The 25,898-nt window shown below is 64.5% G+C and carries 23 protein-coding genes and 2 rRNA genes (1 of these 25 only partly in view); 8 read left to right on the top strand and 17 right to left on the bottom strand.

What is annotated here, in order from left to right:
- Window positions 1–110 precede the first annotated feature (110 nt).
- The 8 genes from gspK to NRG74_RS00160 all read right to left on the bottom strand — a co-directional run bounded on the left by gspK (window position 111) and on the right by NRG74_RS00160 (window position 6,729).
- Window positions 111–1,130: a type II secretion system minor pseudopilin GspK gene (gene gspK / locus NRG74_RS00195; RefSeq protein WP_231354385.1), complete on the bottom strand. Its 1,020-nt coding sequence runs from the start codon at window positions 1,128–1,130 to the stop codon at window positions 111–113.
- A 212-nt stretch (window positions 1,131–1,342) separates the two neighbouring features.
- Entirely contained in the window at window positions 1,343–1,558 is a 216-nt protein-coding gene (locus tag NRG74_RS00190; RefSeq protein WP_010795839.1) for a TOBE domain-containing protein, read from the bottom strand.
- 23 nt (window positions 1,559–1,581) lie between these two features.
- Window positions 1,582–2,391: an aliphatic sulfonates ABC transporter ATP-binding protein gene (gene ssuB / locus NRG74_RS00185; protein WP_093255926.1), complete on the bottom strand. Its 810-nt coding sequence runs from the start codon at window positions 2,389–2,391 to the stop codon at window positions 1,582–1,584.
- On the bottom strand, window positions 2,388–3,176 hold the full coding sequence (gene ssuC / locus NRG74_RS00180) for an aliphatic sulfonate ABC transporter permease SsuC (RefSeq protein WP_093255924.1): 789 nt from the start codon (window positions 3,174–3,176) through the stop codon (window positions 2,388–2,390). The genes ssuB and ssuC overlap by 4 nt, the downstream gene beginning before the upstream one ends.
- 10 nt (window positions 3,177–3,186) lie before the next feature.
- Window positions 3,187–4,335, bottom strand: a complete 1,149-nt coding sequence (gene ssuD, locus NRG74_RS00175) for an FMNH2-dependent alkanesulfonate monooxygenase (RefSeq protein ID WP_160924593.1) — start codon at window positions 4,333–4,335, stop codon at window positions 3,187–3,189.
- A gap of 23 nt (window positions 4,336–4,358) precedes the next feature.
- Window positions 4,359–5,324 (bottom strand): sulfonate ABC transporter substrate-binding protein, encoded by a 966-nt coding sequence (locus NRG74_RS00170; protein WP_257705442.1) that lies wholly within the window; start codon window positions 5,322–5,324, stop codon window positions 4,359–4,361.
- Between the two features lie 15 nt (window positions 5,325–5,339).
- Window positions 5,340–5,927, bottom strand: coding sequence for an NADPH-dependent FMN reductase (gene ssuE, locus NRG74_RS00165; RefSeq protein WP_064309467.1), 588 nt, complete (start codon window positions 5,925–5,927; stop codon window positions 5,340–5,342).
- Between the two features lie 163 nt (window positions 5,928–6,090).
- Entirely contained in the window at window positions 6,091–6,729 is a 639-nt protein-coding gene (locus NRG74_RS00160) for a peroxiredoxin (protein WP_059315912.1), read from the bottom strand.
- A 297-nt stretch (window positions 6,730–7,026) separates the two neighbouring features.
- Here NRG74_RS00160 and NRG74_RS00155 point away from each other — a divergent pair, with 297 nt between their 5' ends.
- On the top strand, window positions 7,027–7,242 hold the full coding sequence (locus tag NRG74_RS00155) for a DUF6316 family protein (RefSeq protein WP_059315913.1): 216 nt from the start codon (window positions 7,027–7,029) through the stop codon (window positions 7,240–7,242).
- A gap of 55 nt (window positions 7,243–7,297) precedes the next feature.
- Entirely contained in the window at window positions 7,298–9,235 is a 1,938-nt protein-coding gene (gene mnmC, locus NRG74_RS00150) for a bifunctional tRNA (5-methylaminomethyl-2-thiouridine)(34)-methyltransferase MnmD/FAD-dependent 5-carboxymethylaminomethyl-2-thiouridine(34) oxidoreductase MnmC (protein ID WP_257705441.1), read from the top strand.
- Here the strand turns inward: mnmC and NRG74_RS00145 are convergent.
- Complete coding sequence (locus tag NRG74_RS00145) at window positions 9,232–10,065, bottom strand: aldo/keto reductase (RefSeq protein WP_257705440.1); 834 nt, start codon at window positions 10,063–10,065, stop codon at window positions 9,232–9,234. The two genes, mnmC and NRG74_RS00145, sit on opposite strands and share 4 nt — an antisense overlap.
- A gap of 167 nt (window positions 10,066–10,232) precedes the next feature.
- On the opposite strand from NRG74_RS00145, the gene NRG74_RS00140 reads away from it, so the two are divergent.
- Entirely contained in the window at window positions 10,233–11,216 is a 984-nt protein-coding gene (locus tag NRG74_RS00140) for a DctP family TRAP transporter solute-binding subunit (protein ID WP_257705439.1), read from the top strand.
- Here the strand turns inward: NRG74_RS00140 and NRG74_RS00135 are convergent.
- Entirely contained in the window at window positions 11,213–11,422 is a 210-nt protein-coding gene (locus tag NRG74_RS00135) for a hypothetical protein (RefSeq protein WP_017639836.1), read from the bottom strand. The two genes, NRG74_RS00140 and NRG74_RS00135, sit on opposite strands and share 4 nt — an antisense overlap.
- A gap of 100 nt (window positions 11,423–11,522) precedes the next feature.
- Here NRG74_RS00135 and NRG74_RS00130 point away from each other — a divergent pair, with 100 nt between their 5' ends.
- Window positions 11,523–12,629: an alpha/beta hydrolase gene (locus tag NRG74_RS00130; RefSeq protein WP_017639837.1), complete on the top strand. Its 1,107-nt coding sequence runs from the start codon at window positions 11,523–11,525 to the stop codon at window positions 12,627–12,629.
- A 51-nt stretch (window positions 12,630–12,680) separates the two neighbouring features.
- On the opposite strand, the gene NRG74_RS00125 is transcribed toward NRG74_RS00130, so the two are convergent.
- From NRG74_RS00125 to NRG74_RS00105, 5 genes are all read right to left on the bottom strand, one after another.
- Entirely contained in the window at window positions 12,681–13,118 is a 438-nt protein-coding gene (locus NRG74_RS00125; protein ID WP_257705438.1) for a DNA methylase, read from the bottom strand.
- Window positions 13,119–13,196: 78 nt separating this feature from the next.
- Window positions 13,197–13,622 (bottom strand): group I truncated hemoglobin, encoded by a 426-nt coding sequence (locus NRG74_RS00120; protein ID WP_257705437.1) that lies wholly within the window; start codon window positions 13,620–13,622, stop codon window positions 13,197–13,199.
- Window positions 13,622–14,473 carry a DUF3034 family protein gene (locus tag NRG74_RS00115; protein ID WP_064309473.1) on the bottom strand — a complete coding sequence of 284 codons (852 nt, stop codon included), beginning with the start codon at window positions 14,471–14,473 and terminating at the stop codon, window positions 13,622–13,624. Before NRG74_RS00115 ends, NRG74_RS00120 begins: the two co-directional genes overlap by 1 nt.
- Entirely contained in the window at window positions 14,470–16,788 is a 2,319-nt protein-coding gene (locus NRG74_RS00110) for a putative bifunctional diguanylate cyclase/phosphodiesterase (protein ID WP_173149635.1), read from the bottom strand. The genes NRG74_RS00115 and NRG74_RS00110 overlap by 4 nt, the downstream gene beginning before the upstream one ends.
- Window positions 16,772–17,437 (bottom strand): methylamine utilization protein, encoded by a 666-nt coding sequence (locus tag NRG74_RS00105; RefSeq protein WP_082900488.1) that lies wholly within the window; start codon window positions 17,435–17,437, stop codon window positions 16,772–16,774. Before NRG74_RS00105 ends, NRG74_RS00110 begins: the two co-directional genes overlap by 17 nt.
- Before the next feature lie 228 nt (window positions 17,438–17,665).
- Between NRG74_RS00105 and lon the strand changes: the two genes are divergently transcribed.
- The 4 genes from lon to cmoB all read left to right on the top strand — a co-directional run bounded on the left by lon (window position 17,666) and on the right by cmoB (window position 22,276).
- Window positions 17,666–20,056, top strand: a complete 2,391-nt coding sequence (gene lon, locus NRG74_RS00100) for an endopeptidase La (RefSeq protein ID WP_257705436.1) — start codon at window positions 17,666–17,668, stop codon at window positions 20,054–20,056.
- 61 nt (window positions 20,057–20,117) lie between these two features.
- Window positions 20,118–20,510, top strand: coding sequence for a protease inhibitor I42 family protein (locus tag NRG74_RS00095; protein ID WP_160924603.1), 393 nt, complete (start codon window positions 20,118–20,120; stop codon window positions 20,508–20,510).
- Between the two features lie 63 nt (window positions 20,511–20,573).
- Window positions 20,574–21,311, top strand: coding sequence for a carboxy-S-adenosyl-L-methionine synthase CmoA (gene cmoA, locus NRG74_RS00090; protein WP_257705435.1), 738 nt, complete (start codon window positions 20,574–20,576; stop codon window positions 21,309–21,311).
- Window positions 21,308–22,276 (top strand): tRNA 5-methoxyuridine(34)/uridine 5-oxyacetic acid(34) synthase CmoB, encoded by a 969-nt coding sequence (gene cmoB, locus NRG74_RS00085; protein WP_257705434.1) that lies wholly within the window; start codon window positions 21,308–21,310, stop codon window positions 22,274–22,276. The genes cmoA and cmoB overlap by 4 nt, the downstream gene beginning before the upstream one ends.
- A gap of 456 nt (window positions 22,277–22,732) precedes the next feature.
- Here the strand turns inward: cmoB and rrf are convergent.
- Both rrf and NRG74_RS00075 read right to left on the bottom strand, forming a co-directional pair.
- Window positions 22,733–22,848 (bottom strand): 5S ribosomal RNA (gene rrf / locus NRG74_RS00080).
- 160 nt (window positions 22,849–23,008) lie between these two features.
- A 23S ribosomal RNA gene (locus NRG74_RS00075) occupies window positions 23,009–25,898 on the bottom strand (it continues 3 nt past the right edge of the window).

Below are 25,898 nucleotides of genomic sequence, written 5' to 3'. Positions count from 1 at the left end.
GCACAACATTGCCGGCACCCAAGCCCCGCTACGTTGGGCTTCGCTACGCTCAACCCAACCTACGACGAGCGGTGGGAACGGCCGCTTCGGCGCGCGCTGGCCGCGATCAGCTACTGCAACACCTCCGCCCCACCAGGCCCCGGCACCCACAGGGTGGTGTCCCGCGTCGCCAGCCAGCGCACCCGTTGCGCCGGCACCGCCGCGTGCCAGCGACTCACACCCTGGGCCGCCAGCTGCCGCACCTGGCGAAAGACCTGGCCATCGCGACGCACCTCGACCCCGAGCAGGAAGTCGCCGCTGTTGAGGATCAGTCGCTGGGTCAACAGGCTGAAGGTCTCCTCCCCTACCCCCGGCAAGGCCTGGCGCAGGGCCTCGACAGTGGCGTAGCCCTGGGCCGGCCGCGCGGTGATCAGCAGTTGCAGCGTCTCCCGTGGCACCTCACCGAGAAACAGCGCCTCCAGCAGCGGCAGGTGGCTCATCCCCAGGGCATTGGCATTGAGGCGCCAGCCTGAGGTTTCCGGCAGCGCGCAGAGTTCGCGCAAGTGCAGATGCCGACCGGGTCGCGCCGGCACGATCAGATCCAGCTCACCTATCTCGGCCAAGGGCAGATTGGGCACCAGCACCGGTGGCGCCAGGCGCAGGGCATCGGGAGTCTCCAGACCGAATTCACGGGTCTCGCCATCGGCATCGACCCAGTCGGCGAGGCGTTCGGCGAAGCCCTCGGCCGTCAGTCCCGGCTCACCCAGCCCACCAGGACGCTGCGCCAGCAGCCGCTTTAGCTGGCGCAAGGCCAGGTCCCGCTCCGGACCGGCCAGGGCGTTGACGTTGAAGCAGCCATGCAGATCGCGCAGCTGGGCACGGACCTGGGCGCCTTCCACCTCATAGGCCAGCACCTCGCCGCTCAGGCTCCGCCAGAACTCGGGGCGCTGCCGCGCGCCAGCTTGCACCAGCCCCTGCGTGACCACCTGCTCGGCGCCAGTCGCCAGCGCCCGCGCCAGGGTCTCGTGCTCCAGCAACCGCGCCCGCTGCAGCTCGGCCCGCCCCTCGGCCAGCAGCACCGGCAACAAGGCCGCCACCAGCGCCAGCGCCCAGAGCGCCATCAGCAGGGCCACGCCCCTTTGTCGCCGCACCCCTGTTCCTCCAGGCAAAAGCGGCATTGGAACCGACTCAGGTTGCAGAATCGTGGCAGTGACGCAGATGCCTGTTGGGCTTCGACGATAGAGCCGTCTCAGCCCAACCTACAAAGCCTAGGTAGGTTGGGTTGAGCGCCAGCGAAGCCCAACAATCCAACGCCCAACAAAAAACCCGCCACCAGGGCGGGTTCCTCACCACGAAGGCCTCATCACAGCTTGGCGATGGACACCTCGGTGGATTTGACGAAGGCGATCACCTCGCTGCCCACCACCAGCTCCAGCTCCTTGACCGAGCGGGTGGTGATGACGGAGGTGACGATGCCGGCGGCGGTCTGGACGTCGATCTCGGAGAGCACCGAGCCTTCGATGATTTCCTTGATGGTGCCCTTGAACTGGTTGCGAACGTTGATGGCCTTGATGGTCATGGCAAAACTCCTCGGATGAGCGATCAGTAGGCCCAGCGCAGTTGCGTGGGCAGGGGTTGCACGATTTCCGGTAGATCGGGATTGAGCGGTTGCTGCAGCACCCGGGCCAGCACCTCGGCTTCCAGGCGGGCCAGCTGGGCATCGCCGGCGGCCCGGGGGCGCGCCAGGGTGACGTCGAGATCCAGGCCGACATGGCCGTCTTCGATGAGCACCACGCGGTCGGCCAGGGCCACCGCCTCGCCCACGTCGTGGGTCACCAGCAACACGGTGAAGCCGTGGCGTTGCCAGAGACCTTCGATGAGCTGCTGCATCTCGATGCGGGTCAGGGCATCCAGGGCGCCGAGCGGCTCGTCCAGCAGCAGCAGGCGCGGCTGGTGGATCAGGGCGCGGGCCAGGGCCACGCGCTGCTTCTGGCCGCCGGACAGCGCCGAGGGCCACTCCTGGGCACGATCGGCCAGGCCGACCGCCGCCAGGGCTTCCAGGGCGCGCGGCTTCCAGTCGCCCTTGAGGCCCAGGCCGACGTTGTCGATGATGCGTTTCCACGGCAGCAGGCGTGCGTCCTGGAACATCAGCCGGGTGTCTTCGCGATGCTCCGCCAGGGGTTCGTCCTGCCCCAGCAGGGTGCCGCCACTGGCGCGGTCGAGTCCCGCCACCAGGCGCAGCAGGGTGCTCTTGCCGCAGCCACTGCGACCCACCACGGCAACGAACTGGCCGGCCGGGATTTCCAGATCGATCCCGTGGAGCACGGTGCGCTCGCCAAAGGTCTTCACCACCTGTTGCAGCTTCAGGGCGATGCCCCGCGCCAGCGGCGGAACGGCTTGCAGACTGGTCATGCGTGGGCTCCTTTCTGATAGGCCGGGTGCCAGCGCAGCCAGGCACGTTCCAGGCCGCGGGCGGCCAGATCCGCCAGCTTGCCCAGTACGGCATAGAGCAGGATGGCCAGCACCACGATGTCGGTTTGCAGGAATTCCCGGGCGTTCATCGCCAGGTAGCCGATGCCGGAGCTGGCGGAAATGGTCTCGGCGACGATCAGCGTCAGCCACATCAGGCCGAGGGCGAAGCGCACCCCCACCAGGATGGCCGGCAAGGCGCCCGGCAGCACCACGTGCCAGAACAGCCGCGCCCCGGAGAGGCCGTAGCTGCGGGCCATCTCCACCAGCGCCGGATCGACGTTGCGGATGCCGTGGTAGGTGTTGAGGTAGATGGGGAAAAACACCCCCAGAGCCACCAGGAACAACTTGGCCGACTCGTCGATGCCGAACCAGAGGATCACCAGCGGGATCAGTGCCAGGTGCGGCACGTTGCGCACCATCTGCAGGGTGCTGTCCAGCAGGCGCTCGCCCCACTTCGACAGCCCGGTGATGAAGCCCAGCGCCAGGCCGATGCTGCCGCCGATGGCGAAGCCGATGCCGGCGCGCCAGCCGCTGATGGCCAGGTGTTGCCAGAGTTCGCCGCTCTTAACCAGGCTCCAGCCCGCCTCCAGCACCGCCGCTGGCGACGGCAGGATGCGACTGGACAGCAGGCCGCTGCTCACCGACAGCTGCCAGGCGGCGAGCAGGGCCACGGGCACCAGCCAGGGCGCCAGGCGCTGCAATTGACGTTCGGTCGTGCTGCTCATGCCGCCTTCCTCAACTCTGCGCCGCTTTTTGCGGCAGGATGTCGTTGGCCACCATCTCGCCGAAGGGACTCACGTAGTTGGCGCCTTCCACCTGGGTCGGGCGCTTGACCGGCAGGTGCGGGAACAGCAGCTCGGCCACCCGGTAGGATTCCTCCAGATGCGGATAGCCGGAGAAGATGAAGGTATCGATGCCCAGGGCGGCGTATTCCTTGACCCGCGCGGCCACGGTGGGACCGTCGCCGACCAGGGCCGTCCCGGCACCGCCACGCACCAGGCCGACACCGGCCCAGAGGTTGGGTGCGATCTCCAGGTTGTCGCGACGGCCCTTGTGCAGGGCGGCCATGCGCTGCTGGCCGACCGAGTCGAAGCGGGCGAAGGCCGCCTGGGCCTTTTCGATGGTGGCATCGTCCAGGTTAGCGATCAGCCGGTCGGCGGCCTTCCAGGCCTCTTCATTGGTCTCGCGGACGATCACGTGCAGGCGGATGCCGAAGCGCACCGTGCGGCCCTGGGCGGCCGCCTTGGCCTTGACCGCCTCGATCTTCTCGCGCACCGCGTCCAGGGGTTCGCCCCAGGTCAGGTACAGCTCCACCTGCTCGGCGGCCAGGTCCTGGGCGGCATCGGAGGAGCCGCCGAAATACAGCGGTGGGCGCGGTTGCTGCAGCGGCGGATAGAGCAGCTTGGCGCCCTTCACCTGGATGTGCTTGCCGGCGTAGTCCACCGTCTCGCCTTCCAGCACGCGACGCCAGATGCGGGTGAATTCCACCGAGGCTTCGTATCTTTCGCTGTGGGACAGGTGCAGGCCGTCACCGGCCAGTTCGTCCGGATCGCCGCCGGTGACCAGATTGAACAGCGCCCGGCCGCCGGACAGGCGATCCAGGGTGGCCGCCTGCCGCGCCGCCACCGTGGGCGAGATGATCCCGGGGCGCAGGGCCACCAGGAACTTGAGTTTCTGGGTGACCGGAATCAGCGAGGCGGCCACCAGCCAGGAATCCTCGCAACTGCGGCCGGTGGGGATCAGCACCCCGCCGAAGCCCAGGCGATCGGCGGCCTGGGCGACCTGGGTCAGGTAGCCGTGATCGACCGCGCGGGCGCCTTCGGCGGTACCCAGGTAGTGGCCATCGCCGTGGGTCGGCAGGAACCAGAAGATATCGAGACTCATGGGGCGTTCTCCAGCAGGCGAAATCAGGGTTGGGCGGCGGCGGTCTGCAGACTGGCGGGCGGAGTCCACACCACGTCGCGGATGACCAGCGGCTTGGGAATCAGCTTGAGGGCGGTGAAGGCGTCGGCGATCTTCTGCTGCTGCGCCGCCACCTCGGGACTGATGAACCGGGCGCCATAGCCCTGGCGCTTGACCACCCGCTCGGCGGTGTCCAGCGGCAGGTTCAGCAGGGGCGCCACCTGGGCAGCGACCTCATCCGGGTGCGCCTTGGCCCATTCACCCACCGAGCGCACCTCGTCGACGATGGCGCCGACCTGTTCGGGATGGGCCTTGGCGAAGCTGCGGGTGGCCAGATAGAACTGGTGGTTGTCGGCAAGGCCGGTGGCATCGGTCAGGGTGCGTGCCTGCAGCTGGGTCTCGGCGGCGGCCTGGTAGGGATCCCAGATCACCCAGGCATCCACCGCGCCGCGCTCGAAGGCGGCGCGGGCATCGGCGGGCGGCAGGTACACCGGCTGGATGTCCTGGTAGGGGATGCCGGCCTTGGCCAGTGCCTGCACCAGCAGATAGTGGACGTTGGAACCCTTGTTCAGGGCGATCTTCTTGCCCTTGAGATCGGCCAGCGAGCGGATCGGCGAATCCTTGGGCACCAGGATGGCTTCGCTGGTGGGCGCGGGCGGCTCATGGGCCACATAGACCAGATCGGCGCCGGCAGCCTGGGCGAACACCGGCGGTGTCTCCCCCGTCACGCCGAAGTCGATGCTGCCGACATTGAGGCCTTCCAGCAGCTGGGGGCCGCCGGGGAATTCGGTCCACTGCACCTTGACGCCGTCCTTGGCCAGACGCTGCTCCAGGGTGCCGCGAGCCTTGAGGGTGATCAGGGTGCCGTACTTCTGGTAGCCGATGCGCACCGTCTCTTCCGCCTGCGCCAGGCCGGCGGCCAGGGTCAGCAGGGAAACGGCGAGCAGTGAACGGGTGAAGGAGAACTGCATGACTGAGGCTCCGGGTCAGATACCCCAGCGCGCCTGGCCGATACGATCGGCCAGCAGCTCGGGAGTCAGGGGTTGGGGACGCCGCACCAGGGCCGCGTGGAATTGTTCGAGGGATTCGTGCAGGCGCTGCTCCAGCGCCGGGGTCAGGGCGACGCCGGTCTCGGTGTAGCTGACCTGGCTGTCGTCGGCGAAGACGCCATTGAGGATTTCCTGGGCCTTGAGTGCCGAGAGCACCGGCTTCAGCGCATAGTCGATGGCCAGCAGATGACCACTGGAGCCGGCGGTGGCCAGCGGCAGCACCACCTTGTGGGTCAGGGCCCGCTCGGGCAGCAGATCCAGCAGGGTCTTGAGGGCGCCGGCCAGGGAGGCCTTGTACACCGGGGTGGCGATCACCAGGCCATCGGCGGCCTGCAGCTGGGCGATCAGCTCCACCACCGGCGGGCTGTCGAAACGGGCGCCGATGAGGTCGGCGGCGGGAAAGTCCTGGATACGCCAGCGCGACAACTCCACGCCACGCGTCTGCAGCCAGTTCGCTGCCAGATCCAGCACACCGGTAGAGCGCGAACGCGCTCCCGGACTGCCCGCCAAAGTCACCACCTGCATCGCCGCCTCCAGGATAAAAAGGAGCGGTGTCGCGCCGCTCGAAAAGGATTGAGCGGACCTTAGCAAGGGGCACTTATTCCCTAAAAATACCCTTTAGGCACTTGGTTATAACCAGAAAACAAAAACCCCGGCTAGGGCCGGGGTTTTCTTGTCACCAGAGGTGTCAGCGATTGGGCTGCGGGGTCAGGCGCAGATAGGGCTTCACCGCGGTGTAGCCCTTGGGGAAACGCCGCTTGAGCTCTTCTTCGTCCTTGAGCGACGGCACGATGACCACGTCATCGCCATCCTTCCAGTTGCCCGGGGTCGCCACCTTGTGATTGTCGGTAAGTTGCAGGGAATCGATCACCCGCAGGATCTCGTCGAAGTTGCGTCCGGTACTGGCCGGATAGGTGATCGACAGCCGCACCTTCTTTTGCGGATCGATGATGAACAGCGAGCGCACCGTGAGGGTGTCGTTGGCATTGGGATGGATCATGTCGTAAAGGGTCGACACGCTGCGATCGGCGTCGGCCAGGATTGGAAAGCCCACGGCAGTGGCCTGGGTTTCCTCGATGTCCTTGATCCAGCCCTGGTGCGACTCCAGACCATCCACCGAGAGGGCGATCACCTTGACGTCGCGCTTGGCGAATTCGTCCTTGAGCTTGGCGGTGAGGCCCAGTTCGGTGGTGCAGACCGGGGTGAAGTCGGCCGGGTGGGAGAAAAGCACGCCCCAGCTGTCGCCCAGCCACTCGTGGAAGCGGATGCGACCCAGGCTGGAATCCTGTTCGAAATCGGGGGCGATATCGCCCAGACGGATGGTCATTGGCAGTTCTCCTGATGCAGGTAGGGATAGCGGCACTATGCCGCCCATCAGCATGGGCGGGAAAGATCGGATCACGCTGTGGTTATAACGCGAAAGATGGCCCATCCAGGGCCATCCACTAGCGGCTACACCCTGTGCCGCGTGATCATCCTCACAATTTCGTCGCGCTTTTTCCACCCAAGCGCAGCGGCCGCTAGGGTGCTACACCTAAGGAAGATCGACGGACCGCAATTCGGCCGAACGGGGCAACCCGCAGCGCTCGGCATGGTCTGTTGGCAAGACGAGGAGGAGATTCTCATGTTCGGCAAACGCAATGACGACCCCGGTGCCAGCACCCATTTCCGTAGCGAGCGCGTCAGCGTGGTCAACGGCCAATTCTTCTTCACCACCCGCGAGGGCACCCTGGAAGGTCCCTTCTTCAGCCGCGAGGAAGCCCTCAACCAGATCGATCGCTATGTCGAGCGGCTGCAAACCGCCCAGGGCCTGATGCGCCAATCCGTCAGCAACGTCTGACCGGCTACTCCTGATCTATTAGACTGCGCGCCCTGAACTCCAGGCCGCGCCGCTCATGACCGACTTCCAGCACGCCCAGCTCGACTGGGACGCCTCCGGGCAACCCCTCTCCCGCGCCTATGGCGATGTCTACTTTTCCCGTGCCAGCGGCCTGGAAGAGACGCGCTACGTCTTCCTGCAGCAGAATCGCCTAGGCGAGCGCTTCGCCGCGTTGACGGCAGGAGAGGTCTTCGCCATCGGCGAAACGGGCTTTGGCACCGGCCTCAACTTCCTCTGCGCCTGGCAACTGTTCGAGGCCGTGGCGCCCAAGGATGCGCGCCTGCATTTCGTCAGCGTCGAGCGCTTCCCGCTGACCGCCGCCGATCTCGCTCAGGCACTGACCCTCTGGCCGGAACTGGCCGCCTACAGTGCGGCGCTGCAGCGGCAGTACCAGGCCATCCATCCGGGCTTCCAGCGGCTGGTCCTGGGCGACGGGCGCATCACCCTCACCCTGCTGATCGGCGATGTGCTGGAGCGCCTGCCCGAGCTGGATGCCCGTTGCGACGCCTGGTTCCTGGATGGCTTCGCCCCGGCCAAGAATCCCGAGATGTGGACGCCCGCGCTGTTCGCCGAGCTGGCACGGCTGTCCCATGCCGGTACCACCCTGGCCACCTTCACCTGCGCCGGCTTCGTCCGTCGCGGGCTGAACGAGGCCGGCTTCGCCATGGCCAAGGTGCCTGGTTTCGGTCACAAGCGGGAGATGCTGGCCGGCGTGCTGGAACGTCCCAATACCCTATCCCAGGTGCCCTGGTATGCCCGGCCACCGCGCCCCCAGGGACCGCGCACGGCACTGGTCATAGGCGCTGGTCTCGCCGGATGCGCCACCGCCGCCAGTCTTGCCCGCCGCGGCTGGCAGGTCAGGGTCGTCGAACGCCATGGCGCCCCAGCCCAGGAAGCCTCGGGCAATCCCCAGGGCGTGCTCTACCTCAAGCTGTCCGCTCACGATACCCCGCTGAGCCGACTGATCCTCGACGGCTTCGGCCTGACCCTGCGCGAACTCCAGGCCCTGCCTCCGGGCACTGCCTGGTCCCCCTGCGGGGTGCTGCAACTGGCGCTGACGGCCAAGGATGCCCAACGCCAGGCGCCACTGGCGGCGCACTTCCCCACCGGTCTGCTGCAGCCGCTGGATAGGGAAGCCGCCAGCAACAGGGCGGGAATCGATCTGACGGCGGGCGGCCTGTTCTTTCCGGAAGGGGGCTGGGTGCATCCGCCCGCTCTGTGCCAGCACTGGCTGGCCCATCCAAATATCGAGCTGGTCACCCATACCGAGGTGACGGCGCTGCAGCAAACCGAGCACGGCTGGCAGGTCAGCACCCGAGGGGCAACGCTGGAAGCGACGGTGGTCGTGGTGGCCAGCGCCGCCCAGGCCAGGACGTTGCTGCCCGACCTGCCGCTCAAGGCCATTCGTGGGCAATTGTCCGCGCTGCCGGAAACGCCAGCCAGCCAGCCACTGACAACCGTGGTCTGCGGCGAAGGCTATCTCGCGCCGGCCCGTGACGGTCAGCATTGCCTGGGCGCCAGCTTCGTCTTCGACCGGGACGATACCGAGCCCAGTCAGGCGGAACACCAGAGCAATCTGCAGCTGCTCGCCGAGCTGTCACCCGAGCTGGCCGCCGACTACCAGGCCGAGGCCCTGGACGGCCGGGTGGCCTTTCGCTGCACCTCGCCCGACTACCTGCCCCTGGTCGGCCCGGTCGTGGATCAGGACCGCTTCGCCCAGCATTACCAGGCGCTGGCCTATGATGCCCGCCAGGTGCCCGAGCAGGCGGCGCCCTGGCGTACCGGGCTCTATGTGAATCTGGCCCACGGCTCGCGCGGGCTGGTCACCACCCCATTGGCCGCCGAACTGCTAGCGGCCTGGCTGGAAGACGAACCCCTGCCAGTGGCACGACGGGTGGCCGACGCCTGCCATCCCAGTCGCTTTCCCCTGCGCCGGCTGATTCGCGGCGGCTAGATGATCGCCAGCGGACTCTTGGCTTGCGGCGGTGGGAAGGCGCCATCGAGCAGGGCGAAGTCTTCATCGCCCAGACGCAGATCCATGGCCCGCGCATTCTCTTCCAGATGTCCGGCGTCGCCGGCCTTGGGAATGGCGATCACGCCCGGCTGACGCAGTACCCAGGCCAGGGCAATTTGCGCCGGGGTAGCCTGATGCCGTTCGGCCAGGGTAGCCAGGGTCGGGTGTCGCAGCAGATCGCCACCCTGCCCCAGCGGACAATAGGCCATCAGCGGCATCTGCTGACGCTGGCACCAGGGCAGCAGGTCGTGCTCGATTCCGCGCTGCTCCAGGTTGTAGAGCACCTGATTGGCGCTGCAGCGGTCGTCGTTCAGCTCCAGCATGTCGCTGGTGTCGAGGTTGGACACGCCCCAGTGACGGATCTTGCCTTCGTCGCGCAGCTTCTCCAGCGCCATGACCGTCTCGATCAGCGGCACCTGGCCGCGCCAGTGCAGCAGATAGAGGTCGATGACCTCGGTGCCCAGGCGCTTCAGGCTACGTTCGCAGGCCAGGGGTACGCCCGCTTCGGTGGCGTTCTTCGGATAGAACTTGCTCACCAGGAAGACCTCGTCACGCCGTCCGGCGATAGCCTCACCTACCAGCTCCTCGGCGCGGCCTTCGCCATACATCTCGGCGGTGTCGATCAGGGTGAGTCCCAGGTCCAGCCCCTGGCGCAGGGCACCGACCTCCTGGCGGTGCAGGTCGGCGTTTTCGCCCATGCGCCAGGTACCCTGTCCCAGCGCCGGAACGGTAGTGCCATCGGGCAAGCGAACGGTTTGAGCGGTATTCATGGACGCATCCTTCTCATGGGGTGTTGCCGTTAGAACGCCAGCGCGACGCCGATTCTCCCGGTCATCCGCCAAACGGCAGCCAACGCCTTCCCACAGGCCCTGTGACCTGACGTCGCACTGGTAAAGTACGCCTATAAGGATTCCAAGAATAACCACCAGGACCTGCCATGAAGCCGTCGATCCTGGGCCTCTGCGCCCTGCTCTCCGCTGCCCTGCCCATGACGTCCAGCTACGCTGACGTCATTACTCTGAGGTTTTCCCATGTGGTGGCACCGGAGACCCCCAAGGGCAAGGGGGCTCAGCTGTTCCAGCAACTGGTGGCGCAACGTCTCGCCGGTCAGGTCCAGCTGGAGGTGATGCCCAGCGGCACGGCCTTCGACGACGCCAGCGAATTGCAAGCCCTGCAGGACGGCAAGGTCGATATCCTGGCACCGGCGATCAGCAAGCTCACCGACCTCAGTCCCAAGCTCAAGCTGTTCGACCTGCCCTTCCTCTTCGAGAGTCGCGCGGCCCTCGATCACTTCCAGGCACGTCCCAGTGGTCGCCAGCTGCTGCAGAGCCTGGAACCGGCCGGCATCATCGGCCTGGCCTACTGGCCCAACGGTCTCAAGCAACTGTCGGCGCGCAAGCCCTTGCGCGAACCCGGCGATGCCAAGGGGCTGGTGTTCCGCATCCAGAATTCCGAGGTCTTGCAACGCCAGTTCGAGGCCCTCGGCGCCACGGCGGTCAAGCTGCCCTTCAACCAGACCCTGCAGGCGCTCACCAGCGGCACCGTCAATGCCACCGAGAACACCTGGTCCAACTACTGGAGCCAGCGCCTCGACCAGCAGCAACGCTATTTCACCGAAAGCAATCACGGCGCCCTGGACTACCTGCTGATCGTCAAGGCCGACCGTTGGCGTACCCTACCCTTCGCCGTGCGCAGCACCCTGGAGGAGATCATCGACCAGGTGACCTTCGAGGTGAAGAAGCAATCCGAGGCGGAAAACCAGCGTGATCGCGCGCGTATCGCCGCCGCGGGCGGTAGCGAGATCATCACCCTCACCCCCGAGCAACGGACGCACTGGCGTGAGGCCATGCGTCCGGTGTGGCAGCGCTACGAAGGCGAACTCGGCGCCTCCCTGCTCAAGGCCGCCGAGAACTCGAACTAGAACCGTTGCTGCGGCGGCTCGGCCCAGCGGCGCAGGGGCAGGCTACCCGGCTCACGGCACTGCAGATCGCGAAAGGGGCCGGCGACTCGGACCCAGCCCGGCCCTGGCGGCGTCTGGGTACAGAATTCCTGACCGTCCGCGTTGCTCCGCCAGCGCCAATAGGCCGCTGGCTCGGCGAAGGCCTCGGTGCCCAGCAGACCCAGCACAATGATCGCCAGACGCCTGCCAGCGGCCCGTCGGAACCTCTCGTGCGATAACCGTGTCGATTTCAGGGTAAGCCTCCCGAATTCGCACAGGATCTCTGCCATGTCGCTGTCCCTCTTGCGTAGCAAACCTACCCTCCTCGCCCTGGCTCTGGTGGGTGCCGGCCTTGCCCTGACCGGATGTGCCCGCGATCCGGAAAAACGTTCACTGGGCGCCGAGGCCGTCAGCAATGCCAAGAGCATGGCGCGCACCGATGCCGACATGCAGAAGGTGCTGAACAAGTACGCCAGCTTCGATCCTAAAGCCGTGGAGAAACTCACTGCCCAGGAGGCCCGCAAACAGCCTACCATCGCCGATGCGGTCAAGGGTGTGCTGCAGGACGAGGGTCGTCCCACCCAACCCGAGGCGCTGGTCCCTGGCGTGACCAGCGTCGACCGCGCCGTGGACGGTGCCGCCGGCGTGCTGCCGGCGCGCATCTATACACCCGAGGGCCAGGGTCCTTTCCCAGTCATCCTCTACTTCCACGGCGGCGGCTGGGTGTTCGCCGATCGCAACGTCTACGACGGTGGTGCCCGGGGCCTGGCCAAGCAGGCCAATGCCATCGTGGTCTCGGTGGATTATCGTCAAGCGCCCGAATACAAGTTTCCAGCGGCCCACGACGATGCCCTGGCCGCCTACCGTTGGGTGACCACCCATGCCGGCTCGCTCAATGGCGATCCACAGCGTCTGGCCCTGGCCGGTGAAAGCGCGGGTGGCAACCTGGCGGTAGCGACCGCGGTCGCCGCGCACAAGGCCGGTCTCACCGCACCCAAGCACGTGCTGTCGGTCTATCCGGTGGCCCAGACCAACACCCACACCCCATCCTATGAGCAGTACGACGACGCCAAGCCGCTCAATCGCCCCATGATGCTGTGGTTCGTCGAGCAGGTGACCCGTTCGCCCGCGGACCTCAAGGATCCACGCCTGGATCTGACCAAGGCCGATCTCGCCGGCCTGCCGCCGGTGACCATCGTCAATGCCGAGATCGATCCCCTGCGTGACGACGGTGGCTTCCTGGAGACCGCACTGCGCCAGGCTGGCGTCCAGGTGGAGCGCAAGGTCTATCCAGGCGTCACCCATGAGTTCTTCGGCACCGCTGCCGTGGTGCAAAAAGCCAAGGACGCCCAGGCCTATGCCGGCAGCCGCCTCAAGGCCGACCTGGGCAAATAATCGCAGCTCGCTCGTCCTGACCACCGCCGGCCCCGTGCCGGCGGTGTGCATTCAGTCAGGAAATAATAGCGGCCCTGCTTCGCGCATGAAGATCTCACAGGTCTTGGGCCCTACCCCCCTCAGCCGCTGCAGACGTGACTCGAAATCCACACGGTCCGTACTGGCATCACGCAATCTCACAAAGCTCCCGCCATACGCCTCCTGTAGATGGCGACAGACGTCCAGCAGGCGCGTCGCCGTGCTCTCGTCATAACGTCGGTAATGCCCTTCACCGAGATAGCCGACCAGTTGCTGCCGACTCAGATTGAGCAGCTTGCGCGGCGTGTCGCGACCGTACTGGCGATAGAGCACCGTCCAGGCCTGGGCGGCGATGCCTTGGGAGATGCGTTTGCCGAACAGGTAGCTCGCCAGGAACCAGCCAAACAGCGCCGGTTCGTCGTTCACCGCCAGCGTCAGGCCGAGATCGGCCGCCGAAGTCGTCTTGCTCAAGCCGTATCCCTCGCGTAGGCGTCTTGCCTAGGGAGGATCTCGCACGGCTGAGGTTCGAAAACAGCGACAGCCGGCAGGCTACTGGCGAATCACCTGGCCGCGTTGCGGCGCGAGGCGCGCCAGCAGGGCATTCTGTGTCCGCTCCGGGATGCCCTCACGCTGCATGGCCAGTTGCAGGTCTTCTACCAGCGCATTGAAGTCGGCGGGTTGCAGGTTCAGACCGCGATGACTTTCGGCCATGCTTGCCCCTTCATAGCGACAGGGACCGCCCGCATCAGCGCAGAATTTCTGGATGAGCAGACTGCGCAGGCGCGCGATATCGACATTGGCGAAGTAGTGCCGGATCCGCCCGTCACGCGCCACATTGAGCAGCATGCCCTCGACGATCCGGGTGATGCCGGGCTGGCCACCCAGCTCCTGATAGAGCCGATCACTCGCCGGCGGCTGGGGCGTGCACCCCAGCATCAGCAGCAGCGCCGCCAGTACCAACGTTTTCCCCTGCATCAGTAGCTCCCCTGCAACGACAGGTATAGACCCTGCTGATCGTCCAGGGTGGCGATCTCGCCCAGCCAGGCATAGGCCAGCACCAGCGACAGGTGCTTGTTGGGAAAGTAACCGACGAAGGTATCCACCCAGTCACTCTCCCGGGTGAAGGACAGATTCCGCGGCTTCTCGCGATACTCCATGCCCACCGCCCAGCGAGGATTGAAGAACACCGCGGCCGAGCCTTCCTTGAGCCATTGACGGCTGTCGTTGCGATCGCCGCCGAAGCCCAGCAGCCCCATCTCGTTGGCGCGGCTGTACCTGAGACCGACGTTGATCAAGAGGTTGTAGCCGAAGGCGCCACCCAGCAACAGCCGACTGGCGCCCAGGTAGCCTTCGACATCGCTGTCGCGCCGTGCGCCCACGGCAGCAGGAATGCCGAAATCCCGTTGATGCTTGTACTGCACGCCTAGGGCGATCTGCGGCAGCCGGTCGTAGACCAGGTCGCCCGCCAGGCGCACCTTGGCGCCAACGATATCCTGGCTGAGGCTGTCTTCTTCGAGCTTCATCAACCGCCGCAGGGTCGGCATGTCCAGCCGCTGCCGCGCATAGGAAATCTCCACCCGATTGTCGTAGGCCACCGCCAGGCCGGCCGCATCGAGCCGGTAGTCACCGGTCCACACCCGGCTGGCGAAGGCGGTCGCGCCGGGCTGGCCGCTTTCGCCATAGCCACCAATCACCGCCCAGGGCGTGATGCCACCGCCCGCGGCGCCTTCCAGACTGCTGGCTCCCCCAGTGGCCAACAGCTTGCCGCCATCTGCCTGGACGCCGGTCGCCAGCAGCAACCCGGCCAGTAGCCAGCCGCGGCTCATGACAGCGCTTCCAGCACCGGCATGCTCTGCCGTTCCATCCAGGCTTCGAATTCAGCGGCCGGCACCGGACGGCTGATGTAGTACCCCTGGATCACATCGCACCCCCAACTGCGCAGCAGGGCCAGCGCCCGGGCCTCCTCGACGCCCTCGGCGACCACCTCCAGGCCCAGGTTGTGGCCCATCTCGATGGTCGAACGCACGATGACGGCGTCATCGTTGCCCGGCGCCAGCTCCTTCACGAAGGACTGGTCGATCTTCAATTCGTCCACCGGCAGCCGCTTGAGGTGCGCCAGCGACGCCTGGCCGGTGCCGTAGTCGTCCACCGATAGCCGGATGCCGAGGATGGACAGCCGCGTCAGCAGCGCGATGGCGGCTTCGGGATCGGCCATGATGGCGCTCTCGGTGATCTCGAAGGTGAGCTGCCGCGCCGAGACGCCGGCGTCATCGAGCCAACCCATCACCCGCTCGGGCAGCTGGGTATCGGCAAGATCCACCGCCGAGACGTTCAGCGACACCTTTACCTCGCGGCCCTGGGTCTGCCAGAGCGCCAGCTGCCGGATCGTCGCCTGGATCACCCAACGGGTAAGTCCGGCCATGCTGCCGCTGCGTTCGGCCAGGGGAATGAATTCGCCCGGCGAGACCATGCCCAGCTCGGCATGGCGCCAGCGCAGCAAGACCTCGGCCTGGTGCGGTCCGCTGCCCTGCAGGGCCACCTTGGGTTGGAACACCAGCATCAATTCACCCCGCCCGCCCGCCAGCGGCAGATCCTGGACCAGTTGCAGACGCCGCTGCTGGGCCGCATCCCGCCCTTCATCATAGACCCGCAGGCGATCCGGCAACTGCCCGGCATCGAGCATGGCACTGCGCGCCCGCTCGATCAGCTGGTTAGGGTCGTCGCCGTGGCGCGGATACTCGACGACGCCGATCCGGCAACTGAGGCGGAACAACTGCCCTTCCCACTCGATCGGCTCGGCCAGCGACAGGCGCAGCTGCTCGGCGAGTCCCACCGCGCCCTCCAGGCCCATGCGACAGGCCTGGACGAGAAATTCGTCACCTACCGGGCGCGAGACGCAGCCCCGGCCGGCCAGCAGCACCTGGGCGCGCTCGGCCACCATCCTGAGGATGCGATCGCCCCCGGCGACCCCGGCGCTTTCATTGATCGCCTGGAAACCATCCAGCCCCAGGTACAGCAGCGACACCTGGGATTGGGTGGCGATAAAGACCCGCAGCCGCTCCTCGGCCAGCAAGCGATTGGGCAGACCGGTCAGGGCATCGTGCAGGGCATTGTGATTGAGGCGCTGCTCACGCTCGGCGATTCCCTGGCGCATCTCCTCGAGCACCTGCGCCAGCCGACCGAATTCGTCCTGCCGCGGCACTTCCACCTTGACCGCGTAATCGCCCTGGCCGATCCGCCAGGACATGACCGACAGCTGCCGCAGCGGCTGGGCCAGGTTGCGCGCCAGCCATAACGCCCCCAGCAGCGCCGCCAGCAGCGCCCCTCCGGCGATCAGCGCCAGCTGCCTGAGCAAGGGCTCGAACTCCGCCAGGGCGACGTCGAGCGCGCGCAGCAGATAGACATACACCGGATGGTCCTGGGTCCCCAGGGTCAATCGCTTGACCTGATAGAGCCGGCCACCCAGGGTCAGCTGCCAACCGTCGCCGGTCCCTGGTGCCCGCGCGAGTTCCTGCACCAGCTGACGCCCCTGCTCGTCCGGCAGGGTACTGGCCATGAGCGCGGCTTCGCCAAGGAAGACCACGTCCAGGTTGATCAGCGAGCGAAACTCTTGGGCCATGGCCTGATCCATGGCAAAGCTCATTACCACCTGGGCGATGGGCAAGGGCGCGCGGACCGGAACGGTGACCCGCAACTGTGGCAGGCCGGTGCCCGCCAGCACACAGCTGCCGTCATTGACCGCCCCCACCGCGCCGGGGAGGCGCTCGCCTTCGCTATGCGCGGCCACGGTACTGGCGATCAACCGACCGTCCATATCCAACAGATAGGTATCGCCCGCGCCGACCCGGGCGCCATGGTTGGCCAGCACCGAGCGCAGCGTCGGTACATCGCCACTGGCCACGGCGTCGCGAAAGCCGAAATCGGCGGCGAGCACGCGCACGGCGTCGTTCAGCCGCCGGCAGCGGCCGTCCAGTACCTGGCGGAACACCCGCGCCCCGGTATCGAGCTGGTCATAGGACTGGCGTACGGCACTGGCCTCGGTGGCGGCCTTGACCGTCAGATAGACCAGGGTGATGACCACCAGCATCAGCAGGAAGAGACTGCCGGCGATGCGGGTCTGGAAACTATGGATGAGCTTCATCGTGCGTGGCCTTGTGGAAGGCATCCTCGAAAGCCGAGCTCGCCGGTTCCGCCGGCTGCGGCTTCGGCTGAATCGCCAGCTGGAGTTTCAGGGTCACCGGCTTGCCCGCCACGTCCAACGCGGGCTGGGCGACTTCCTGCTTGTCGCTGAGGTCGGGATGCCAGAGGGCCAGCTGATAATGACCGTCCGGCGCCTCCAGGCGGGCGCGGCCCTGGCTGTCGGTCACGGCAGAGCGCCCGGCAGCGGTCACATAGACGTAGCCCACCATCCAGTCGTGGATGTTGCAGCCCACCACCACCACGCCCGGCTGGTCGAACACCACCGGGGTGCTGGGAATCCCGTGATAGAGCGGCAACTCAAAGCGCTTCGGGCTGGAAAAGGAATAGACCTGGTGGCGGATATCATCGGTATTGGGAAAGCTCACCGCCGTCCCGGTGGCGACTGCCAGGACATGGGGGACGAACCGCCGATTCTGCTGATCGATGGCCGCCGGCTGCCGCTCGGGCACCAGCCCCTGGCCCGACAGCATCACCACGGCATCGGCCAGGGGAGCGCCCTGGCTGTCGACCACCTGTACCGCGACCTCAGCCGCCTGTGCCGTCCCCAGGCCCAAGGCCAGCCATCCCGCTACCACCCAATGCTTGTTCACCCGCTGCTCTCCACCGCGCGCCTTTCGGATCTCTCGCCGGCTTTGCGGCGTGACCTCAGCTTTAGCGGCAGTGCCGGGGGAATCTTTATCGTGGCAGCGACCACTCGTTGCGCCGACCGTCGCACTTCGAGCGGTACCCGGCGGTCAAGAAGGACAGATCTTTGCCTGCGTTGAAAAACCAGCGCCCTCGCCCCATGTTGGCCCTACATCCAAGCCCAAGGTACGCCAATGAGCGATCAGGATAACCAAGCGGACATTCTCAGCGAAGAAGCCGGCCAGACCGGTCTGGTGCTGCCCGGCCAGAATCTTCCCGACAAGCTCTACGTCATTCCCATCCACAACCGCCCCTTCTTTCCGGCCCAGGTCCTGCCCGTCATCGTCAACGAAGAGCCCTGGGCGGAAACGCTGGAGCTGGTGGCCAAGACCGACCACCACTGCCTGGCGCTGTTCTACATGGAGCAGCAGCCCGGCGATGCCGAGGGCTTCGATCCCGACCAGCTGCCGCAGCACGGCACCCTGGTGCGCATCCACCATGCCACCCGTCAGGACGGCAAGCTGCAGTTCGTCGCCCAGGGGCTGTCCCGGGTACGCATCCGCGGCTGGCTCCGCCGCCAGCGCCCACCCTATCTGGTGGAAGTCGAACACCTGCGTCCCAGCCCCGATCCCAGCGACGAGGTGAAGGCCTACGGCATGGCGCTGATCAACGCCATCAAGGAGCTCTTGCCGCTCAATCCGCTCTACAGCGAAGAGCTGAAGAACTATCTCAATCGCTTCAGCCCCAACGATCCCTCGCCGCTGACCGACTTCGCCGCCGCCCTCACTACGGCGCCGGGCGACGAATTGCAGCAGGTGCTCGATACCGTGCCCATGCTGCAACGCATGGAAAAGGTCCTGCCGCTGCTGCGTAAGGAGGTCGAGGTCGCGCGCCTGCAGAAGGAGCTGTCCGCCGAGGTCAATCGCAAGATCAACGAACGCCAGCGCGAATTCTTCCTCAAGGAACAGCTCAAGCTGATCCAGCAGGAGCTGGGCATCACCAAGGACGATCGCAGCAGCGATATCGAAAGCTTCCGCCAGCGCCTGGAGGGCAAGATCCTGCCCGAGGCGGCGCAGAAGCGCATCGACGACGAGCTGAACAAGCTGTCCATCCTCGAGACCGGCTCGCCGGAATACGGCGTCACCCGCAACTACCTGGACTGGGCCACCGACCTGCCCTGGGGCGTTCATGGGCAGGACAAGCTCGACCTCAAGCACGCGCGCAAGGTGCTCGACCGCCACCACGCCGGGCTCGACGACATCAAGAATCGCATCCTCGAATTTCTTGCCGTGGGCGCCTTCAAGGGCGAAGTGACCGGCTCCATCGTGCTGCTGGTGGGTCCGCCCGGGGTGGGCAAGACCAGCATCGGCAAATCCATCGCCGAATCCCTCGGCCGGCCCTTCTATCGCTTCAGCGTCGGCGGCATGAGGGATGAAGCCGAGATCAAGGGCCATCGCCGCACCTATATCGGTGCCATGCCCGGCAAGCTCGTCCAGGCGCTGCGCGACGTCAAGGTGATGAATCCGGTCATCATGCTCGACGAGATCGACAAGATGGGCCAGAGCTACCAGGGCGATCCCGCCTCGGCGCTGCTGGAGACCCTGGACCCGGAACAGAACGTCGACTTCCTCGACCACTACCTGGATCTGCGCCTGGACCTGTCCAAGGTGCTGTTCGTCTGTACCGCCAACACCCTGGACTCCATCCCCGGCCCCCTGCTGGACCGCATGGAGGTCATCCGCCTTTCCGGCTACATCGCCGAAGAGAAGCAGGCCATCGCCAAGCGCCACCTCTGGCCCAAGCAGCTGGACAAGGCCGGGGTGCCCAAGGATCGCCTGACGCTCACCGACAGCGCCCTCAAGGCCCTGGTGGAAGGCTATGCCCGCGAAGCCGGCGTGCGCCAGCTGGAGAAGCAACTGGGCAAGCTGGTGCGCAAGGCGGTGGTCAAGCTCATCGAGGAGCCCAAGCTCAAGGTCAAGATCGGTGCCTCGGATCTCGAGGACTATCTGGGCATGCCGCCCTTCCGCAAGGAGCAGGTGCTGTCCGGGGTGGGCATCATCACCGGCCTGGCCTGGACCAGCATGGGCGGTGCCACCCTGCCCATTGAGGCGACGCGCATCCATACCCTGAACCGGGGCTTCAAGCTCACCGGCAAGCTGGGTGACGTCATGAAGGAATCCGCCGAGATCGCCTACAGCTACGTCACCGCGCACCTCAAGGACTTCAAGGGCGATCCGAATTTCTTCGATCAGGCCTTCGTCCACCTGCACGTGCCCGAAGGCGCCACGCCCAAGGACGGTCCCAGCGCCGGTGTCACCATGGCCTCCGCGCTGCTGTCGCTGGCCCGCAACCAGGCGCCGAAGAAGAACGTGGCCATGACCGGCGAGCTGACCCTTACCGGTCAGGTACTGCCCATCGGCGGGGTCCGGGAAAAGGTCATCGCGGCACGCCGCCAGAAGATCGGCGAACTGATCCTGCCGGAGCCCAATCGTGGTGACTTCGAAGAGTTGCCGGCCTATCTCAAGGAAGGCCTGACCGTTCACTTCGCCAAGCGCTTCGCCGACGTGGCCAAGGTGCTCTTCTAGTCTGACCGCTCGACCTCTTGGGGTATGCTCTGCGTTTTGCCGTCATACCCCGGAGGTTTTCATGTCCAACCGTCTTCTGTTCTGCGGCTGTCTGCTCATGGCCGGCTGCAGCAGTACCCAGCCGAGTGGCAACCTCATCCTAGGTGACGACAGCGACTGCACCCCGCTGGTCATGCACACCGGCCAGGAACTTACCCTGACCCTGCCCAGCGATCCCACAAGTGGCTACCGCTGGACCATCCTCCAGCGCAGCGACAACCTCAAGCAACTTGGTCCGGAAGTCTTTCGCGAAAGGCGCCAGGATCAGGGCGGCATCGGCAGCGCCGGTCAGTCCCTCTGGCGCTTCCGCGCCCAGAGCGCCGGCAGCGCCCAGCTCGAACTCCAGGCGCGCCAGCCCTGGGATGCCGAAGCCGAAGCCCAGGCCCGCTTCGACTGCCGCATCGAAATCCGCTGACGCCACGTCCTGCAACGCCTGCCGGGGGTACAATGCCCCCTTTCGATTTTCCAGGTACCGCCCATGAGCGAAGCCGACCGTCTGTTCGCGTCGCCGCAGCCTCCTACCGACTTCACCTTCAACGAAGACGTGGTGCGCGTCTTTCCCGACATGATCAAGAGATCCGTGCCGGGCTATCCCACCATCGTCGAGAATCTCGGCGTCATCGCCGCACGGTTCGCCCAGCCCCATAGCCGTCTCTATGACCTCGGCTGTTCCCTGGGCGCCGTGACCCAGGCCCTGCGCCGCCATGTCCGCGCCGAGGGTAGCCGGGTGGTGGCTATCGACAACTCCACCGCCATGGTCACCCGCTGCCGCGAATACCTCAGCGCTCAGGACTCCATGCACGAGGAGTTGCTGCAGGTCGAAGTGGTGGAAGCCGATATCCTCGACGTCCCGCTCGAATCGGCCTCGGTGATCGCCCTCAACTTCACCCTGCAATTCATCGCCCCGGAACAGCGCCTGGACTTGCTCAGTCGGCTGCGCGCCAACCTGCTACCCGGTGGCGCCCTGCTGCTGTCGGAAAAGATCCGTTTCCCGCAGGCCCAGACTCAGGAATTGCTCAACGGCCTGCACCTGGACTTCAAGAGAGCCAACGGCTACAGCGAATTGGAAATCGCTCAGAAACGTACCGCGCTGGAAAACGTCATGCTGACCGACACCCTGGACGAACACCGGGCGCGCCTGCAGGGTGCCGGTTTCACCACCGTCGTGCCCTGGTTCCAATGCCTCAACTTCACCTCCCTGATCGCCCTGCCATGACCCCACCTGCCTACCTCGCAACCCTGCAACAAACGCTGGCGGACACCACGCTGGCCGGCTGGTCCCAGGCGCTCGAAAGCGTTCTGGCCGCCAAGTACGCCCGCGGCCATGGTGACCTGCAACGCTGGCAAGCTGGCGTCGACGCCCTGCCCGAGATCGCGGTGGAAGGTATCGACCTGCGTGAGGCCGTGCGCCTCGCCGGTTTTCCTTCCGCGGAGCAGCACCAGGCCCTGCGCGAAGCGCTGCTGCAACTGCGGCCCTGGCGCAAGGGCCCCTTCCAGCTGTTCGATCTTCATCTGGACACCGAATGGCGCTCCGACTGGAAATGGGACCGGGTCGCCCCCCATCTGGATCTGCAGGGCAAGCGCGTTCTGGATGTCGGTAGCGGCAACGGCTACTACCAGTGGCGCATGCTCGGCGCGGGGGCCAGCCTGGTCCTAGGCGTCGATCCCAATTGGCTGTTCCACTGCCAATTCCAGGCCCTGCGGCGCTATCTCCCCGACCTGCCCACCTGGCACCTGCCGCTGACCCTGGAAGAGCTGCCTGCCTTGGACGGCGGCTTCGACACCGTCTTTTCCATGGGCGTGCTCTACCATCGCCGCTCGCCCATCGATCACCTGCTGGACCTGAAGAACTGCCTCGACAGCGGCGGTGAGCTGGTCCTGGAAACCCTGGTCGTCGAAGGCGATGCCACCACCGTCCTGGTCCCCGAAGACCGCTATGCCCAGATGCGCAACGTCTGGTTCCTGCCCTCCGCGGCCGCCCTGCAACTCTGGCTGCAACGCGCCGGCTATCGTGACATCCGCCTGATGGATTTGACCCCTACAACGGTAGACGAACAGCGCTCCACCGAGTGGATGGGCTTCCAGTCGCTACCGGACTTCCTCCACCCCGAGGACCCCAGCCGTACCGTCGAGGGGCTTCCCGCCCCCTTGCGCGCCACCCTGATCGCCCGCAAACCCTGAACGCAAAAAGCCCGGCACATGCCGGGCTTTTTCTTGCTCTGTCTTTGTAGGTTGGGCTAAGCGCAGCGAAGCCCAACAGGCGAACGCTGGGCGGGCGCACGAGCTTTGGAGAGGAAAGCTTAGATGGACTTTCGGGGTGAGGCTAGATGTTGGGCTTCGCTGCACTCAGCGCCAACCTACACCGGCCCCTTGCCGCGCTACAAACACGACAGCCCGGCGCAGCCGGGCTGTCGGTGCTCTTACAGACCTCAAGCCGCACCTTGGCGGTCAGGTAGCCCTCAAGCGCCCAGCCGCACCGCTCCTGATCCCCTCTCCCCCCGGGAGAGGGCTAGGGTGAGGGCAACCGCAAGCACCTAAGCTACTGGCCTGCGCTGCACCCCAGCCGGCCAAACTTTTCCGACCCCAAAGACAACACCCCCGCCAGAGTGATCTGAGCGGGGGTGCTGGGTGTTAGGCGCTTGACGATGACCTACTCTCACATGGGGAAACCCCACACTACCATCGGCGATGCATCGTTTCACTTCTGAGTTCGGGAAGGGATCAGGTGGTTCCAATGCTCTATGTTCGTCAAGCAATTCGGTTGGCTGGCCAGGCGTTGAAGCTTACCTGGCTGGCCCAATTGGGTCGGTGATCGAAGTAGACAACTCGTCTTGGGTCTTGCGAACCCACGCGCCCGTTTTCGGCGTCGTCTTCCTCACGCTCTGACCTGCGGTCAGATTGTTTGGGTGTTATATGGTCAAGCCTCACGGGCAATTAGTATCGGTTAGCTCAACGCCTCACAGCGCTTACACACCCGACCTATCAACGTCGTAGTCTTCGACGGCCCTTCAGGAAGCTCAAGGCTCCAGTGAGATCTCATCTTGAGGCAAGTTTCCCGCTTAGATGCTTTCAGCGGTTATCTCTTCCGAACATAGCTACCCGGCAATGCCACTGGCGTGACAACCGGAACACCAGAGGTTCGTCCACTCCGGTCCTCTCGTACTAGGAGCAGCCCCTCTCAAATCTCAAACGTCCACGGCAGATAGGGACCGAACTGTCTCACGACGTTCTAAACCCAGCTCGCGTACCACTTTAAATGGCGAACAGCCATACCCTTGGGACCGGCTTCAGCCCCAGGATGTGATGAGCCGACATCGAGGTGCCAAACACCGCCGTCGATATGAACTCTTGGGCGGTATCAGCCTGTTATCCCCGGAGTACCTTTTATCCGTTGAGCGATGGCCCTTCCATACAGAACCACCGGATCACTAAGACCTACTTTCGTACCTGCTCGACGTGTCTGTCTCGCAGTCAAGCGCGCTTTTGCCTTTATACTCTACGACCGATTTCCGACCGGTCTGAGCGCACCTTCGTACTCCTCCGTTACTCTTTAGGAGGAGACCGCCCCAGTCAAACTGCCCACCATACACTGTCCTCGATCCGGATGACGGACCAGAGTTAGAACCTCAAGGTTGCCAGGGTGGTATTTCAAGGATGGCTCCACGCAGACTGGCGTCCACGCTTCAAAGCCTCCCACCTATCCTACACAAGCAAGCTCAAAGTCCAGTGCAAAGCTACAGTAAAGGTTCACGGGGTCTTTCCGTCTAGCCGCGGATACACTGCATCTTCACAGCGATTTCAATTTCACTGAGTCTCGGGTGGAGACAGCGCCGCCATCGTTACGCCATTCGTGCAGGTCGGAACTTACCCGACAAGGAATTTCGCTACCTTAGGACCGTTATAGTTACGGCCGCCGTTTACCGGGGCTTCGATCAAGAGCTTCGCTTGCGCTAACCCCATCAATTAACCTTCCGGCACCGGGCAGGCGTCACACCCTATACGTCCACTTTCGTGTTTGCAGAGTGCTGTGTTTTTAATAAACAGTCGCAGCGGCCTGGTATCTTCGACCGGCATGAGCTTACGGGGTAAACCCTTCACCCTCACCGGCGCACCTTCTCCCGAAGTTACGGTGCCATTTTGCCTAGTTCCTTCACCCGAGTTCTCTCAAGCGCCTTGGTATTCTCTACCCGACCACCTGTGTCGGTTTGGGGTACGGTTCCTAGTTACCTGAAGCTTAGAGGCTTTTCCTGGAAGCATGGCATCAACCACTTCTCCTTCTAAAAGAAGGATCGTCATCAGCTCTCGGCCTTAACTGTCCGGATTTACCTAAACAGTCAGCCTACCACCTTAAACTTGGACAACCAACGCCAAGCTGGCCTAGCCTTCTCCGTCCCCCCATCGCAGTAACTAGAAGTACGGGAATATTAACCCGTTTCCCATCGACTACGCCTTTCAGCCTCGCCTTAGGGACCGACTCACCCTGCGTCGATTAACGTTGCGCAGGAACCCTTGGTCTTTCGGCGTGCGAGTTTTTCACTCGCATTGTCGTTACTCATGTCAGCATTCGCACTTCTGATACCTCCAGCAAGCTTCTCAACTCACCTTCACAGGCTTACAGAACGCTCCTCTACCGCATCACCAAAGGTGATACCCGTAGCTTCGGTGCCTGGTTTGAGCCCCGTTACATCTTCCGCGCAGGCCGACTCGACTAGTGAGCTATTACGCTTTCTTTAAAGGGTGGCTGCTTCTAAGCCAACCTCCTAGCTGTCTAAGCCTTCCCACATCGTTTACCACTTAACCAGGACTTTGGGACCTTAGCTGACGGTCTGGGTTGTTTCCCTTTTCACGACGGACGTTAGCACCCGCCGTGTGTCTCCCATGCTCGGCACTTCTGGGTATTCGGAGTTTGCATCGGTTTGGTAAGTCGGGATGACCCCCTAGCCGAAACAGTGCTCTACCCCCCAGAGTGATACATGAGGCGCTACCTAAATAGCTTTCGAGGAGAACCAGCTATCTCCGAGCTTGATTAGCCTTTCACTCCGATCCACAAGTCATCCCCTGCCTTTTCAACGGAAGTGGGTTCGGTCCTCCAGTCAGTGTTACCTAACCTTCAACCTGCTCATGGATAGATCGCCCGGTTTCGGGTCTATTCCCAGCGACTAAACGCCCTATTAAGACTCGCTTTCGCTACGCCTCCCCTATTCGGTTAAGCTCGCCACTGAAAATAAGTCGCTGACCCATTATACAAAAGGTACGCAGTCACCTAACAAAGTAGGCTCCCACTGCTTGTACGCATACGGTTTCAGGTTCTATTTCACTCCCCTCTCCGGGGTTCTTTTCGCCTTTCCCTCACGGTACTGGTTCACTATCGGTCAGTCAGGAGTATTTAGCCTTGGAGGATGGTCCCCCCATATTCAGACAGGGTTTCTCGTGCCCCGTCCTACTCGATTTCATTGATAAGAGCGTTTCGCGTACAGGGCTATCACCCACTATGGCCGCACTTTCCAGAGCGTTCCGCTACTCTCAAATCAACTTAAGGGCTGGTCCCCGTTCGCTCGCCACTACTAAGGGAATCTCGGTTGATTTCTTTTCCTCAGGGTACTTAGATGTTTCAGTTCCCCTGGTTCGCCTCTTAACCCTATGGATTCAGGTTAAGATACCTAGCTTATGCTAGGTGGGTTCCCCCATTCAGAGATCTCCGGGTCACAGGTCATTTGCCACCTCACCGAAGCTTATCGCAGGCTATCACGTCTTTCATCGCCTCTGACTGCCAAGGCATCCACCGTATGCGCTTCTTCACTTG

Origin of the sequence: Pseudomonas oryzihabitans (assembly GCF_024652905.1) — a bacterium.
Lineage (GTDB): Bacteria > Pseudomonadota > Gammaproteobacteria > Pseudomonadales > Pseudomonadaceae > Chryseomonas > Chryseomonas benzopyrenica.
Note: the sequence above shows the minus strand (reverse complement) of the source record. Positions and strands in the feature narration are given on the sequence as shown.